General features: G+C 34.7%; 19 protein-coding genes, 1 tRNA gene and 1 pseudogene. 4 read left to right on the top strand and 17 right to left on the bottom strand.

All coding sequences use genetic code 11. The features are described 5' to 3' along the window. The 15 genes from IGL70_RS04900 to IGL70_RS04830 all read right to left on the bottom strand — a co-directional run bounded on the left by IGL70_RS04900 (position 1) and on the right by IGL70_RS04830 (position 9,798). Positions 1-1,221, bottom strand: coding sequence for an AAA family ATPase (locus IGL70_RS04900; RefSeq protein WP_162781553.1), 1,221 nt, complete (start codon positions 1,219-1,221; stop codon positions 1-3). A 196-nt stretch (positions 1,222-1,417) separates the two neighbouring features. Beyond that, complete coding sequence (locus tag IGL70_RS04895; protein WP_104874007.1) at positions 1,418-1,762, bottom strand: hypothetical protein; 345 nt, start codon at positions 1,760-1,762, stop codon at positions 1,418-1,420. Between the two features lie 339 nt (positions 1,763-2,101). After that, positions 2,102-2,446, bottom strand: coding sequence for a hypothetical protein (locus IGL70_RS04890; RefSeq protein WP_113809451.1), 345 nt, complete (start codon positions 2,444-2,446; stop codon positions 2,102-2,104). A gap of 58 nt (positions 2,447-2,504) precedes the next feature. Beyond that, positions 2,505-2,798, bottom strand: a complete 294-nt coding sequence (locus tag IGL70_RS04885) for a hypothetical protein (RefSeq protein ID WP_104873945.1) — start codon at positions 2,796-2,798, stop codon at positions 2,505-2,507. Between the two features lie 14 nt (positions 2,799-2,812). Beyond that, positions 2,813-3,424, bottom strand: a complete 612-nt coding sequence (locus tag IGL70_RS04880) for a hypothetical protein (protein ID WP_240187445.1) — start codon at positions 3,422-3,424, stop codon at positions 2,813-2,815. Between the two features lie 18 nt (positions 3,425-3,442). Continuing rightward, the gene (locus IGL70_RS04875) at positions 3,443-3,997 is read right to left on the bottom strand and encodes a hypothetical protein (RefSeq protein ID WP_146103011.1); all 555 of its coding nucleotides are present in this window, start codon (positions 3,995-3,997) and stop codon (positions 3,443-3,445) included. After that, a complete protein-coding gene (locus IGL70_RS04870; protein WP_104873947.1) occupies positions 3,978-4,481 on the bottom strand; it encodes a hypothetical protein in 504 nt (167 codons plus the stop codon). The genes IGL70_RS04875 and IGL70_RS04870 overlap by 20 nt, the downstream gene beginning before the upstream one ends. 513 nt (positions 4,482-4,994) lie before the next feature. Next, on the bottom strand, positions 4,995-5,135 hold the full coding sequence (locus IGL70_RS04865) for a hypothetical protein (RefSeq protein ID WP_104873948.1): 141 nt from the start codon (positions 5,133-5,135) through the stop codon (positions 4,995-4,997). A gap of 29 nt (positions 5,136-5,164) precedes the next feature. After that, positions 5,165-5,368 carry a hypothetical protein gene (locus tag IGL70_RS04860; protein ID WP_104873949.1) on the bottom strand — a complete coding sequence of 68 codons (204 nt, stop codon included), beginning with the start codon at positions 5,366-5,368 and terminating at the stop codon, positions 5,165-5,167. Between the two features lie 691 nt (positions 5,369-6,059). Next, positions 6,060-7,457 (bottom strand): DNA primase family protein, encoded by a 1,398-nt coding sequence (locus tag IGL70_RS04855; protein ID WP_047649732.1) that lies wholly within the window; start codon positions 7,455-7,457, stop codon positions 6,060-6,062. Then, complete coding sequence (locus IGL70_RS04850; RefSeq protein ID WP_104873950.1) at positions 7,454-8,359, bottom strand: primase alpha helix C-terminal domain-containing protein; 906 nt, start codon at positions 8,357-8,359, stop codon at positions 7,454-7,456. Before IGL70_RS04850 ends, IGL70_RS04855 begins: the two co-directional genes overlap by 4 nt. A 155-nt stretch (positions 8,360-8,514) precedes the next feature. Continuing rightward, positions 8,515-8,742: a hypothetical protein gene (locus IGL70_RS04845; protein WP_104873951.1), complete on the bottom strand. Its 228-nt coding sequence runs from the start codon at positions 8,740-8,742 to the stop codon at positions 8,515-8,517. A gap of 167 nt (positions 8,743-8,909) precedes the next feature. Beyond that, complete coding sequence (locus IGL70_RS04840) at positions 8,910-9,176, bottom strand: hypothetical protein (RefSeq protein ID WP_104873952.1); 267 nt, start codon at positions 9,174-9,176, stop codon at positions 8,910-8,912. 110 nt (positions 9,177-9,286) lie between these two features. Continuing rightward, complete coding sequence (locus tag IGL70_RS04835; RefSeq protein WP_104873953.1) at positions 9,287-9,586, bottom strand: DNA-binding protein; 300 nt, start codon at positions 9,584-9,586, stop codon at positions 9,287-9,289. A 2-nt stretch (positions 9,587-9,588) separates the two neighbouring features. Beyond that, positions 9,589-9,798 (bottom strand): helix-turn-helix domain-containing protein, encoded by a 210-nt coding sequence (locus IGL70_RS04830; protein ID WP_104873954.1) that lies wholly within the window; start codon positions 9,796-9,798, stop codon positions 9,589-9,591. A gap of 166 nt (positions 9,799-9,964) precedes the next feature. Here IGL70_RS04830 and IGL70_RS04825 point away from each other — a divergent pair, with 166 nt between their 5' ends. Both IGL70_RS04825 and IGL70_RS04820 read left to right on the top strand, forming a co-directional pair. Continuing rightward, positions 9,965-10,849, top strand: coding sequence for a helix-turn-helix domain-containing protein (locus tag IGL70_RS04825; protein ID WP_104873955.1), 885 nt, complete (start codon positions 9,965-9,967; stop codon positions 10,847-10,849). Between the two features lie 48 nt (positions 10,850-10,897). After that, a pseudogene (locus tag IGL70_RS04820) lies at positions 10,898-12,046 on the top strand (tyrosine-type recombinase/integrase). A gap of 102 nt (positions 12,047-12,148) precedes the next feature. Here the strand turns inward: IGL70_RS04820 and IGL70_RS04815 are convergent. Together IGL70_RS04815 and IGL70_RS04810 are read right to left on the bottom strand one after the other, a co-directional pair. Next, a tRNA-Ser gene (locus IGL70_RS04815) sits at positions 12,149-12,236 on the bottom strand. Between the two features lie 144 nt (positions 12,237-12,380). Beyond that, the gene (locus tag IGL70_RS04810) at positions 12,381-12,947 is read right to left on the bottom strand and encodes a TetR/AcrR family transcriptional regulator (protein WP_002302607.1); all 567 of its coding nucleotides are present in this window, start codon (positions 12,945-12,947) and stop codon (positions 12,381-12,383) included. A 255-nt stretch (positions 12,948-13,202) separates the two neighbouring features. On the opposite strand from IGL70_RS04810, the gene IGL70_RS04805 reads away from it, so the two are divergent. Continuing rightward, positions 13,203-14,534, top strand: coding sequence for a DUF1576 domain-containing protein (locus IGL70_RS04805; protein WP_002293921.1), 1,332 nt, complete (start codon positions 13,203-13,205; stop codon positions 14,532-14,534). Next, positions 14,500-14,853, top strand: a complete 354-nt coding sequence (locus tag IGL70_RS04800; protein ID WP_002293923.1) for a hypothetical protein — start codon at positions 14,500-14,502, stop codon at positions 14,851-14,853. Before IGL70_RS04805 ends, IGL70_RS04800 begins: the two co-directional genes overlap by 35 nt. Positions 14,854-14,867: the final 14 nt, after the last annotated feature.

Raw genomic sequence — 14,867 nt, 5'->3', positions numbered from 1 at the left:
TCAACCCTCAATTAGTCCTTTTATAAATCTATTTAGTTTCCAGTACCTATCGAATGAAGGAGCAGTACCAAATAAACCACTTAGAAACAGATCGCTATTCTTTATATCAGAACGATTTTTATCTTCTTTATTAGCTAAATTATTTAGACTTTCAATTTCGATTTTATTCTCAATTTTTCTTACCACCCTAATTGAATCTCTTCTAGTTAGGCTATCCAATAACTCACTGTAATGAGTAGAAAATATTATAGTAGCTCCTTTTTCATTTACATCCGACTGAAACAAATCAATAATATTTTCAACTATAGATTTATTGAAGTGTATTTCTAGTTCATCTACTAATAAATAACCACCTACTTTTAGCACTCGTATTATCCTATTAAGTAATCCCAAACCTTTAATTGTTCCTGATGAAAGATACATATTTAAATCTACGATTGAAACTGTTTTTCTAGGTTCGTTCTCAAATTTAAGATTAAACATCAATTTATCAATCGTTAAATCTTCTTTTTTTAAATCTTTGGGTAACTGTAACGAAATCTCTTCTATAGTCTGATCTAAATACATAATCATTTCAGAAGGAAAACCTGTCCCACCACTCAAAAAGTTCATATCAGTTTGACTAAATGTGTCAATTACATAGTTTTTTGGAAGATTTGATAACTGAGATGGGATAATAGAATCCTCGTTTTTCAAAAATTTCAATATAGTACCATCTAATTTTTTTCTTTCAACAATTTCTAGATTAGGTTCTTCTTGTTCATTATTGAATTTTAAATCCTTTTTCGAGGTGTTTTTATTTATTTTCTTTCTACATATTATTTCATTACAAAATTCTATTCTGATAGAATCATCATATTTTTTCTTTTCCAATTCTGATGTTGTTTTATAAACAAAATTATCACAGATAAAAGTTGTATGAATTTTAATTTTTTCATCAAACAGGTCAATTATTTGTTTCTTAAAATTTGCATTTGATCCTAAAAAAACAAGATGTAAAACATAGTTTATTAAAAGTAAACTACTTGTCTTTCCTGAAGCATTTACACCAGCAAGAGCTATTATATTATTCAAATTGCCATGCTTACTTACACTTGTAACTACTTTATCATCCTTTTCATGTTGAAATACTCTTTGTTCAGTCATAAAGTCTAAGCTAAACACATTGTTCTTGTATGTTTTAACGCCCTCTACAACTATACTTAAGATTTTTGGATTCATAATGGCACACTCTCCTTTAATAATCATTTTAAACGATTATTCCGTTCAAATCCACATAGAAGCACAAATATCGCATATAAATTCGAAAAAACTTAACTACAACTACCTATGATGATTCATTGATTCCACCTTTTTCCACCAAAAAAGGCAGCCGAATTTTCGGCTACCCTTTTAAGTATTATTCAACGATTATTCGTTACAATCTTTTTTTATTTTCTATTTGCTCAACAACTAGATACTCAAAATTTTCTTCGTGAACTTCAATTCCACCTACAAGATGGCGGCCTCTGTAATGAAACTCTTCCTCAGATTTTATGATTGCCTCTTTGTACAATCGCCAATACTCTAAAGCATTGCTGTTTTCTAATGCTATTTCTTGCAATGCATGCATATCGCCTTTGTGAGCTCTATTGCGAATGTCTACAATATGTTTTTTCTTTCTAGCTGCATCAGCCTTTTTGGAATCTTCCAATAATCTTGTTTGCTGCATCTGTCTGCGATTCTGCAAGGCTGATTGATCTGCTTTGCGTTGTTCACGCATACGCTACCTTTGCCTTGCTTGGTAGCCATTGTTTTGTTCCCATTCCTTGCGTTTTCTTTTAGCACCTACCACTCTGCAGTACGGGCTGCAGTACTTTTTATTCCTGCTTGTAGCTAAGAATGTCTCACCGCATATGATGCATTCAATCCTTAAATCTGGCACATTAATCACCCTATATTCTTAATCGTATAAATATAACGCGAGAAAAAATGTACAGTGACTGCGTGAAGTACGAAGCAACCACTGGTGGGGGAGGTATGCCCCCACTCAGCTTTTTTCTTGCGTCACTATTTTTTGATCAATAAGTTAGAAATAGCGTTTGTATAATTATGTTTTTATTTATTCTTGATTATTCATTCCTCGAAGGTTCGCAAGCATATTTTTATAAGCTTTTTCCTTCTGTTTGGTAGCTTCAGACTTCACGCCTTTGCGCTCATATTTGGATTCAATATCCGCGACAGACTTCGCTTTTTCGGCTTCAATTTCTGTAACTCTTTTTCTTTCGTTTTCGTTGCGTTCCGATAATACGGCTTTAGCAAATAAATTATTTAGTTCATCTTGTTCTTTTTTTCTACGCTTATTTTGTGCATTTAAATTAGCTCGAAACTTCTCTGATTTCTTTTTATTTTCTTTATCAACTTTATTTTGCATGCCTTTGATATCAATGTATTTCTTTTCTGTCATAGCTTTATCTCCTTATCTATATTTAAGATTTCGTAGCATTTCTTTTAAGTCTGCGTCATCAGCTTGCCGCTTTAGCCACTTGTGTCTTTGTACAATTGCTGCCAAATTTATCTTCAATTTGTTTAATTGCTTTCGTTTTCTCTACTTCCATCTTTTTGATAATATTTCTCTCTTCCTCATCAATTTCTTGCTGGATTGCTTTACCGAAGAGTGCTTGTACTTCCCTGTTACTATTCCTTACTTTCTCAGTTTTTCTCTGAACTTCATTCCAAACTTTATCTAGATGTTCTTTATGCGCTGCATCAGCACGTTTCTGCATGCCATCCATATCAATGTATTTCTTTTCTGTCATGTTTATATACCTCCTTATTTAAACCAATAATTACGGGTTGACTGTGGTTCTTCTCCGGCCATTTTTGATAATGATGTTCCGGCAATTTTACTCTGATAAAAAATATGAACTGCTTCACTGTTTTCATATGTTTTATCCGAAGACCAGGTTGTTCCACCATTTTCTAATTGAATAGTGCCTTCAGGTTCTTTATACACTTTACGTTGCAACGTGTGTATAAGTTCATTCGCTTGTTGTGACGTTTGACTAGATTCTTCTGAAATCTTTCTCAATTCACTGATCAATGCTACTGCACGTTCATTTTGTTCCTCATGCACTTTGTTCGCTGCTTGAGTGATTTCAGCTAATAGTTCGTTGTATTCTGACTTGCTAATTAGCGGTTCCTGCTTAAGTTTATCCCGCTGCTTTTGATACAGTTCCTTCGCATGATTTGCAGCCCAAATGGTATCTTTTGCCTTGTTATATCGTTCCACATCTACTTCTGTTTCTGCTACAATCAATTCTTCGTTTGCTTTTTGAATGGTTTGTTCTGTTTTTCGAATATTCTCTTTAGTTGCTGCTACTTCTTTTTTATTCTCCGCTGTTTTTTCTGCTAAATATGTTTGGATCTCGTTTAATGTTTTCATTTAAATTTCTCCTTAGTTTTAAATATTTTTTTGTTTTACTGGAACCTTATCAAAACCGAGTAACAACAAATCAAAAAACAATCCTTGTTTGTCTTCTGTCTGATCAAAAATTCTTGCTTCCTCTTTAGTTCCTAGAATATATTGCTGTTCGTTTGTGTTTTGATTTATGAAATCCACCAAGTATAATCTTGTATTGACACGAAACTGAAAAGAATCACCTATTTGATTTAAAATATTCTGCATAGCCTTTTTTAAGCTCATTTGCGCTAGTCGTCTCATATTGCGAAAACGATCTATCGTTACACCATAATTTTTAGCTAGGACTTCATCTTTTACAGGAATCAATGAATGGTAATGTCCTGTTTTTTCCCTAAATGTACATGGCTGTTTTGAGTAATAATAGGCATCCGATAAAATTTGGCGTTCCTGTTCATCTAACTGTTTTAAAGCATTGAAAAATACTTTTGCTTGTTCTAGTTCAACTTCTGATAATTCATACCTTGCTGCTTCGTAGTACTGCCACTTCTTTAGATAATAAACGGGTCGAATAGTATCATATTGCAAAGAAGTCACACATCCTTTCTAAATTTTTCTCGGCATCTTCTAAGATTTCATTATTTTCGTTGTCCGGTTCAATTCCTTCTCTAAAGCATATAGCTGTTTCTATTTCATTGATTTCATCTAAGACCTTCTCAATGAGGCATTGAGGGCACATAACTGTATTAGGGTTTATATATCGCTCAATCAGAAAAGAACGCTCTAAAGATGTAAGACTAGCCCAAAATGCCTTGAAATGCTTTTGCCTAAACAAATACCGATCAATCCGACGATCTAAAGCATCTATATTGGTTAGCAGCTTCTCAACTTCTCGATCTGGTCGGAATCCTTTTACAATCATTTCATAGGTATCTTTTCTTACTCTGTGATACTCCATGTGAGTAGCCATATTTTGACTGTAAAACTCTTGTCTGAGTTGTTTCCTTTTTAGTTCTAAGCGGTGTACCTGGAGCGACAGGGAGAGATATTTTTTTATGGCAATTTCATCAAATGAATCCACCGCTTAACCTCCTCTTATTTTGATAGCTGATTTACCGTATTTGTCACGTTTTGTAACGTCCTTTTTGGCTCTACTTTCTTTATTTGGTACTATTTTCTTTACGTTACAGTTTGGCTCAGATTTGAGCCTATCTAGTTCTGTTGCTTTATAGGTCGGCATAATTTTGTGCCACCCCTTTTTAGTTCTGTCCAAAATTGGACACATCTTTTACATCAGCTGAATTTTCAGCCGATCTTTTTTAATCGGCGGGATTTTCCGCCTATCTCTTTTTTAAGACGGAAGAAACGGAAGTTTTCCCTCTTTTTCAGGCAGCGGAAATGTCGAATTTTTATGAAATAAAAAGAGGACACAAGGGGTCAGCCGAAAATCCGGCCAACCTCTCATATCCTCTGGTTCTTCCTAGTAAGATAAAAATATTAAAATATTATACTGCATTCAAATACATAACTCTAAAATAGTAAGATATACGTTTTTTTAACTATACCCATTATACCATTTTAGCGCTTTAATTGACTATTTTTCATTGATTTTATGGGATGTAATCACATCATATTTGACTACTTTCCCATCTTTGACGATCAGCTTCACTTCTCCGTATGTTGGTAACTCGACTACCTCTGCTCGTTTATTGTTGTCAATATATACTTTATCCATTTCTTTCTCCTTCTCTTACAATATTTTTTCTACAGATTGTACCAAATAGAAATGACTGTATTTGTCTCAAAGCTGTCTGCTTCGCCATCTGATGCACTACTTTGTAGAATATGGCGTACTTTGATGCCATAATTTTCACGAAGAAAATCATTTACTTTCTCTTCTAATGTCTCTGCATGTGGTGATTTTTGAGTAGCATAATTATTTGATCCTTCAATGATTTTTACTTTCATATTGTGCCCCCATAACTTCGTTTTTAATTATCTACCTGTCTGTCAGACGTTTACCCCCTAGGAAGACAACTTTAGCCTTACCCTCCCAAGAGGAACAAGTATTTGTCTACCGTGTCTCCCCTAAACATCCCTTATATATATAAGGTTATATGACACACATCTTATTTACTTAAATAATAGTTTTAATAGATATTAGGTAGATAAGGTAGATAAACTATCTATAAAGCTATACACTCCAAGAATTTTGCTTATCTACCTGTCTGTCTACCTCCTGTCTACTTGTCTACCTTTTTCCGCATGTATCCTGTGTTCGCTTGTTTCCCAAACCTAATCCCATTCTTTTTGGACTTTATCCAATCTGGGTGGTTATCCATGACTACCCGGACTTTTGCATCTAGTCTCGTGTCGTCGCAAAAAACTAGTGTACCCCTAATAGGAATTAAAAATACTTGTACCATCTGTACCACAACTCATAAACATTGATATATAGCCATTTTCAAGAGGATTGATTCCGCTTTTATTACGATTTCACTTGTACCACCGCTTGTACCATCATTAAGTGGTACGGATAGTGGTACGGGCATAAACTAAAAATATTAGTGTTTCGTCCATGCACAAACATTGGTATATCAGCATTTGCAAGTAGCGGTACAACTGGTACAACGTTTTTCAACTATTTATTAAGGTAGGCTTATTCAATGTATGAATTTTTCATTTTCAAGTGAATATAGCGCCAAATTCTCGTTCCGTTTTGTCTTGTATTTTTCTTATAAATACCCATCTTCTCAAGTTGCTTACTAAACTTAGGTTGTGACAATTCACGTAAACTTTCTTGATAACAGAATTTTTGATATTCTTCGTAAATTGTTTTGGAAGAATCACCTTCGCTGGATTCCATATCAATACTGCATTTTTCCTCAATGAACCGTAGTATATGATTAGATTCTTTCAACCATTTATCTTTGGCTTGGATCATCTTATCTGATACAGTCAATTCTTTACGTTCTAATGCGTCTTTGAAGACATTCATACAATAAACTGCAAACACTGGTATTTCCGCTTCAATTGCCTTCAAATCATGCCTAGCTTTGAACGCTTCATCTATGACACAATCAAATGGAACAACGTATAGTCTACGTTCAAATCCTCGTGTGAAGTCATTAAACGCTGGTAACTCATTCGCTGAAAATATAAGTTTTGCAAAGTTCACAAACATAAAATGGTCTTTTCCTTTAAATTCAGCAGATAAGCGATCTCCACCAGTTAAGGCTTTGAGTAGTCCTGTTGACTTGAGAAATTCAGAATCAACATCCGCAAATAAATTGGCTTCTTTCTGAAATAGGTTAGCACTGGCAAAGCGATTTTGTTTATTTCCTAAATCTTGCAACGTCATATTGCTTACATTTTCAGAACCCAGTAACTGATTAAGGATATTTAAGAAAGTAGATTTACCGTTTTCTCCCGTACCTTGTAAGATAGTGATTGTTTGAAATGGTGCATAACTTCTATAAAAGCAGTAGCCTATAATCTCCACCAAATGTTTTGCACTATCAGAATGACCTGTTAAATCCTCTAGCCATCCAATTGTTTTTGTAGGTACTTTCTTTGTGGTTGGATCAATTGCGTAGTTATGACTTTGCAGAATGTAATCTTTCGTATCGTGCGGCTTCATTTCACCGGTTTTAATATTGTAAGTGCCATTCTTAAAATTAGTTAGGTATGGCTTGCTACGGTTAAAAGGGTTCTCTTTCATGGTAGAATCAAAAATCTTGATAAAGATAAACTTCTTTGTTTCGTACAGTTTTGATTGCGACCACTGGCCCACGCTTTCTAATTTCTTAGTGATATGACCGTCTAAAAAATCGCTTAAACTATCCATACGCCAAGAACCTGTTTTTGAATCGAATCTAGCGCCTTGTGATAATTCACTAGTACGAATCATTGGTATTTCCTTCATAATCTCATAACCTAATTTTGAAGCACTAACCTTCATATTTCTTTTATCATCAAAATATATCCAAGCTGGCAATTCCTTGTTTTCCTGTTGCTTTTTCTTTTGCAACTCCATTAACTCTATTAGCTCACTCAATTAGCGCCCAACTCCTTTTTCGCTATCGAATAGAAAGTTTCCTCCACTTCTTTTTCTGATAACGGTTCTGTAAAATGCTGATTGGCAATTTTCACCAGTTCTAACACTGCCCCTACATCTACAGCACGAGCCAGCAAACCACCAGTTATTTGTGCAATACGATTATTGCGATTTCCTTCCTCACAACCTGTCACAATACTTTCAAATAATTCAGTCGTGGTATTCCGATAACGTGAACCGCCTTTTTTGAATTGGCTTGTGTTTTTGTACAATTTACGTGAAGTTACGCCACCTGTGTCTTGCTTGTAATCTTTCAGCCAACGTTTTGCGGTATCTAAGCCATCAGATACGGGAAATAAGTTTTCTCCGTTATGGATAATAATTTGTTCTTCCTTAATGTATTGTGTCAATACTGGTAGTAATTGTATTTGCGACCAAGTCAGGTTAGATTGATCTACATTGTTAATAATTCCTTCTAGTATCTTGTTTGAAAAGAAATAAACTAGTAATTTGTACTCTTGTTCATTCACTGACTTATCCAATGGAATGACTAAACGATAGCGTACGCCTTTTAATCCGTGACTAATACTCGGATAAAAAACATAAGCAAACTTGCCTAGTTTTTGTTTGATAGTATCTATCAAATTAATTTCAGATACAATCACATCATCTAAATCTAAAATTAAACAATCTCGACTGATTAAATTCTCATTCTTACGTATTAAGGCTTTCATTTCACCAGCTATAAACCCATCTATGCCAATCATTTTTAGCTTTTTCTGTTCTTCGGAATCATTAGAAACATTGATTTTAAGCGGTGCATAATCAGAAAAAAACTGAATAACAGTTTTATCAATCGGTGGTTCCATAATACTAGGACGCACTTTACCTATATAAATCATTGCTTGTACCTCCTACATGTCTCTCATACTCCCAAAAATCAAAGGCCAAAAACAAACATACAGCAATAGGTACTACACAAATCAGCCATAAAATAAAAGGTAACAGCTTAGTGAGCGATCCAAAAAGAAAGGCTAGTAAAAACAGATTTCTACGCTTACTCATTTACAGGAGCCTCACTTTCAAAATGAACAATATTATCATCCGAGTGTTGCTTTGCTAAACATGCGACAGCTGCAATCATTCCATTTAAAATATTTAAGTCATTTCTTTTTAAAGAGTTTACTGTGAGTTCACTTGCAAAAAGGCCCAAGCATTCTAAGGCGCTTGCAATATTTGTAGAATCTATTATTAAATCAACTGGATCGATTATTTTTTTATTCATTTTGTTTTATTCCTCCATTTGTTTGTGTTAGAATGAAGGCAGAAATAGGCTGTATTAGCCCTTTGTTATGCCTTTAACGTTCGCTTTGGTCGGTGGAATCGTTAAGGCTTTTTTTCTGCCTTTATTCATGCATTTGCTCCTTAAACTTTAGTAAGCACGTTACCTTCTTAATCTGGCTCAATCCCCAATAGTTCGTACAGGTCATACAATTTTATGGTACTCAAGTACTCCGCTGCACTTTTCGCACGCTCTAAAGCTGTTTCAGTAGTATCTTTACCATTTAGAGCACATGGATATTCTTTGTCATCTAGAGTTGCTATATCCATTAGAATGTCATCCATTTCACCCAATAAACTTTTTACTGTAACCTGTGGCTTTGTTAATTCGCCCTGTTCATGTATTTCTTGTAATAATTTATCTGTTTTATCTTGCATACTGAATCCTCCTAAAATATAATTCATTAACAACAACTGCTTGACTTCTACGACTTCCAATTATGTGCCCTCAGTTTGATGAGATGTTCCTCGCCCCACGCTTGGATTTTTTATTTCTTGTGTTTCTCTAAAAACTCGTCAGCATCTCGCTGATCAATTTTTTCATAGCCATCCATCAATATGACCTTTAATCCTTGTTTCTCAATGAAATTGTATTTCAGTGTATTGTAGCTTGTATTCATATACTTAGCTGCTTGCTTATAATTCATAAAGCGAGGAAGCAGTAGCTTTTTCTTGTATTCTTCGATAAACTGAAAAGCTTGTTGCTTACCCTCTTTTGCAGCCGTTTCACGTATAACCTCACACAACGTAACAGATAAATCTAATTCATCTATGCTAAGCTTTGCCATTTTTATCCCTCCTTATAAATTTTCTCATTGACTAGCCAGTCAATTAGTTTTGTGTAGACTGTTTTACGGACAGATAAAATCTTCTCGTTTTCTAGCCCTCCAAGTGTTTTGGCTGAAATACCAATCTCACAACCTGCAGCTTCTAAAGTAATGTTCTTTCTTGCTCTGCGCTCTCTTAGTTTTGCAGCCATTTCTTTATCAATTTCAAACATTCACATCACCTCTTTTTCCCAATTATTGGGATTTTATAAAACAATTATAATTCCCAATAAATGGGATGTCAATGTATTTTTCTCATTTTTTGGGAATTAGATTTGATTTTATATAAAATTTGCTGTAGTCTAACTATGAGAATATTTCTAAGAAAGGATTTTTCTAATGAATAGGTTAAAAGAAATACGTAAAGAAAATAATATTACTTTAGTCGATTTAAGCGCTAAGCTAGGTATACCTCGTTCTACTCTTAACAGATACGAGAATGGTGAAAGCGAACCAAAACAGGAAACTTGGGAAAAACTAGCCGACTACTTCAATGTCTCTGTTGGTTACTTAATGGGCGTTAGCAATCAAAAAGTGAGTGAAGAAAAAGCGTTAGAGATTGCAAAAGAAACTTATTATAGACTCTTAAATAGCCCTGAAGAAATCGATGAGAGGGAGTTTAAGGCGCTCAAGTATTTTGAAAACAGAAATTTGGAAAATCTTTTAAAAGAAATAATGGCGAAGTATTTTTCGATACCTGTAGTCTTAAAAAATAAAAAATACTCAAATTTAGAGGATTTAACTTGGTTAGAAGGGATGATACCGTACGAGTCATGGGAAAAGTATCGCATGGAACATAAAACTAACCATAATCTAATTGATAAAATCTATTACTCTTTGCCAATAGGTGAAGATGTTACTTTATACAAAGCTTTCGATACACATAGAAAAACTATTCAAAAAAATAATTCTAATCGCATAGAACTAATTACTCACCTATTTGAAAATGCAATAGATGAGCAATTAGAATCAGAATTACTTAGTATTCTTGATGAGACATTCGACAAAATAAATAATCTTAGAAGTAAGTATCCCGATAAGCCAAGTGATATAAAACAAGTTACTCAAGCGTTAATATATGACAATAATACAGACGAACATTCTTATTCTTTTTGGAGAAGAGTAGATGGAACAGACACAGAGGATGAAACTCACTTATCCGAGGAAGAAAAGCAAGAGTTAGTAAAAATTGCAACACAAATGAACAAGGAAACAAATATCTAACTCCCCATACATACCAACGCCCCACGTTAGGTACTGGGAGGAAAAACAATGGCAACAATAAAAAAATACACAAAAAAAGACGGATCATCTGCTTATATGTTTAAAGCATATCTAGGCACTGATCCTGTCACTGGTAAAAGAATTAATAAAACGAAGCAAGGTTTTAAAACTAAAAAAGAAGCACAATTAGCATTAGCAAGGCTGCAAACCGAAATAGAAAATTCAGGATTTCGACAAGCTGAAAGAATGACATTCCAACAAGTTTATGATCTCTGGGTGGTGAACTATGAACTGACTGTTAAAGAATCGACTTTCGTTAAACAGACAGAACAATACAGATTGCACATACTCCCTTATTTTGGAACGCGTATGCTCGATAAAATCACCCCTGCAGTAGTTCAGAAGTTCGCTAACCAGAAAGTGAAATACAAACGTTATAGAGAGTTTATCAGCAACACTTCTAGAATATTTGAGTACGCTATAAGAATGGACTTGATTCGAGAAAATCCAGTAAAAAAAATAGTTATCCCTACTCCGCCAGAAAAATTAACCCTGGATGATAAGAATAATTATTTTACAAAAGATGAACTAATGAAATTTCTAAAAGCACTAGATGAAAGAGAGAATTTAAAGCAATCTGCTTTTTTAAGAATGCTTGCGATGAGCGGTTGCCGTAGAGGCGAAATTTTGGGGCTTGAATGGCATTCAGTTTCTTTTGAGGATAATTATATATCTATTACTCAAACTCTAGCCAGAGGGAAAAATAGACGCCTTTATTTAGAGCAACCAAAAACAAAAAGCTCGAAGCGTGAAGTTCCCCTGGATCAAAAGACAATGGATATGTTAAAACAATGGCGATTGCAGCAAAGAAAAGATTTACTGAAGTTTGGCCATAACTCTATTGGTGATCATCAATGAGTTTTTTCTAGTTTAGAAGATAATTCATTTATTGAGCTGGCAACCCCTCAAAAATGGTTGCATACAATTCTCAAGCAAAATGGACTAAGAAGAATCACGTTGCATGGCTTACGTCATACTGCAGCAACTATGATGCTTGAATCGGGGTTGACCTTAAAAGATGTATCTGATCGTTTAGGGCACGCATCCATTGAAATTACTAGCGATTTATATATTCATGTTACGGAGAAAAGAAAACGTGAGAATATAGACCAAGTGATGAGCTACCTCGAGAACTAAATCATATGCAGTGGAATTGCAGTGGAAATAAAAAAATAGAACTAAAAACATCGACAGTTTAGCTCTGTATCAACGTTTCTAGTTCTACTATGCATATATATAAGGAAGGTACAGGATTTGAACCTGCGCGCCGGTATTAGCCGGTTCGCCGGATTTCGAGTCCGGTGCATTACCACTCTGCCAACCTTCCGTAAGTACTATTTTTAAACTTTTTCCACGAAATGTCAAGCCTATTTCTAATAGATAAATAACAGAAATCGCTTTTTTTAGCAAAAAAGTCCATTGACAGTTTGCAGCCAACGGACTTACCGATCAAATTCATACTGATAGAACACTATCTGATTATTTCAGGATTATCTAATGCTAAAATCGAGTCAATTGTCCGTTTGATCAGTGCAATGATTTGTTCTTCTGTTGGATGCATGATATTTGATGACATCAATGACGCTAAGCCAGTCACTGCTACCCACGTACCAGTATGCAGAGCATCGACATATTCATCCGATAATTGATTGTATCTTTCATCTTCTTTAACTATTTCACAGAAATAATTGTATGAAAAATCATGCATTTTCTTTCCGTCCCCATGTTCATCAATGTACAATGCCATGTAAAGACTATGATGCTTTTTTGCAAAGTAGATATAGTTCAAACCGAGATCAATGATTTTATCACCAGTACGTTCAATAGGGAAAACATCTTCTTTTAGTTGTTCAAAGATAGAATCCAGCAACGTATTTTTTAAATCTTCCATGTTTTTGAATTCCAGATAAATCGGCTGTGTCGAAATCCCCATCTTTTTAGCAATATTTCTCGCAGTAAATCCTTTAAACCCTTCCTTTGCAACAACATCATAAGCAGCTTTTAGAATTTGATCCTTGGTATAGACTTTTCTTCTCATTAAAACTCCCCCACTTCTTTACTGCAGTATATGTTGTTTTATTGTACCCTATTTTTAGCATTTTTTGCAAACATTTTACTCAAAACGTTATATTTTAAATTTTTTTCTCAGTCTTCTTTAACTTTTTTTGCAAAATTAAAAAGATTTGGTTAAATTCAATGGGTTCCCTTACATTTTTAGTTTTGACCTAAATGATAGTTGACCAAATCTTTCATTTCAAGTTATAGTTAAAGAAAATGAAAAAGAAGGTGTGTAATGGAAAACGAAACTGACGTTATTTATATTCATCCTCAAAAACGAATCGTTTCACAGAAAAGAAAGTATTTTTATCTTGGTTTTACAGGTGCTTTTTTTCTTTTTATTGGCTTGCTTTCTGGTACTCCTACTGATAATTGGAGTGGATTGCTAACTATTCTTACCTCGCCAAGCAATCTTTTGACAGATTATTTTGCTTTAGGCGGTTTCGGAAGCGCATTCATAAATGTGGGGATTTTGACCTTACTTTCTGTGCTTTTAGCTTATCGGCACAAGGTGATTTTAAACGGTCCCTTATTTGCTTCGATTCTAACAGTTACCGGTTTCTCTTTTTTTGGCAAAAACCTTTATAATTCTATCTCAATCATTTTAGGTGTGTATCTATACGCTGTATTTGTCAATAAACCTTTTTCTCAGTACATCATGATCGGACTGTTTGGTAGCGCATTATCACCGGTCGTTAGTTATATCACTTTTGGTATGCGTTTTCCTTTACTGATAGGTATTTTATTGGGGAATTTAGCTGGCATAGCAATTGGTCTACTTCTTCCGCCCTTAGCTGCTCAAACTTTAGTTTTCCATCGTGGATTCACACTTTATAATATTGGATTCACCTCTGGGTTGATTGCGATGACTTTTACTGCTGTTTTGAGGTTATTCAGCTATTCAATCGTCGAAAATACATTGGTTTCCAATGAATATCACTTTCCTCTCATTTGGATTATTTTTGGCTTTTTTTCGCTGACAGTCGGAATTGGTTTCTATTATAATTCCTTTCGGCTTTCGGGGATTCGAGAGATTTTCGATTCATCTGGAAAATTGACAACTGATTTCATTGCTAATTCTGGTATTGGTGCTACTTTGATCAACATGGGCTTAGTTGGTCTGATGCTGTCTTCTTATGTTTTACTGGTTGGCGGTCAGTTAAATGGACCTGTCATCGGTGCTATTTTATCTGCGGTTGGTTTCAGTGCTTTTGGTTGTCATTTAAAAAACAGTTTTCCGATACTAGTCGGAATATTTATTGCTTCTTTGTTTGGAACTTTTCATGAGATCACCAGTACTGGCATGCTTGTTGCAGCTGTGTTCGGGACAGGTCTCGCGCCCATAAGCGGTTTTTACGGCAGTTTTTACGGTGTAATAGCTGGTGTGCTACATATTGCTCTTGTCCATAACGTCAGCACTTTACACGGAGGACTAAATCTATATAACAGTGGTTTTTCAACTGGTTTCGTTGCAGGTATCCTTGTACCGATACTAGATAACTTTACCGCTGTCAGAAAGGAAAAAAAGACACTTGGAAAAAGAATTATCAAAAAGAATCATCGATGAGCTTCTTACTTATTTATATTCCCATGAAATAACTGAAATACGTATTGGAGTAGAATTTGCTGAGGAAGGGCTTTTCATAGAGATACAGGGTACGGCAGAAACTCAGCCAGAAGATTTAGATGTACTTGCTGATTTGCTGAACAATCCTCGGGACCCTAGTATGGAAATCTACTATCAGGAACTATTAGGTAATCCCCGACATGATCGGGAAGATTATCATCTGTTAGGTAGTTTGATTGATGATGTGGAAATCATGTACGCCCAGCCGATTATCAATATTAAGATCTTTCGACGTGCTTCTCCTCGTTCCTATTATTAACCCTATTTTCTATT

The sequence above is a fragment of the Enterococcus sp. DIV0901a genome (genome assembly GCF_051711525.1).
Classification (GTDB): Bacteria; Bacillota; Bacilli; order Lactobacillales; family Enterococcaceae; genus Enterococcus_B; species Enterococcus_B faecium.
This window is presented reverse-complemented; position numbering and strand designations above follow the sequence as displayed.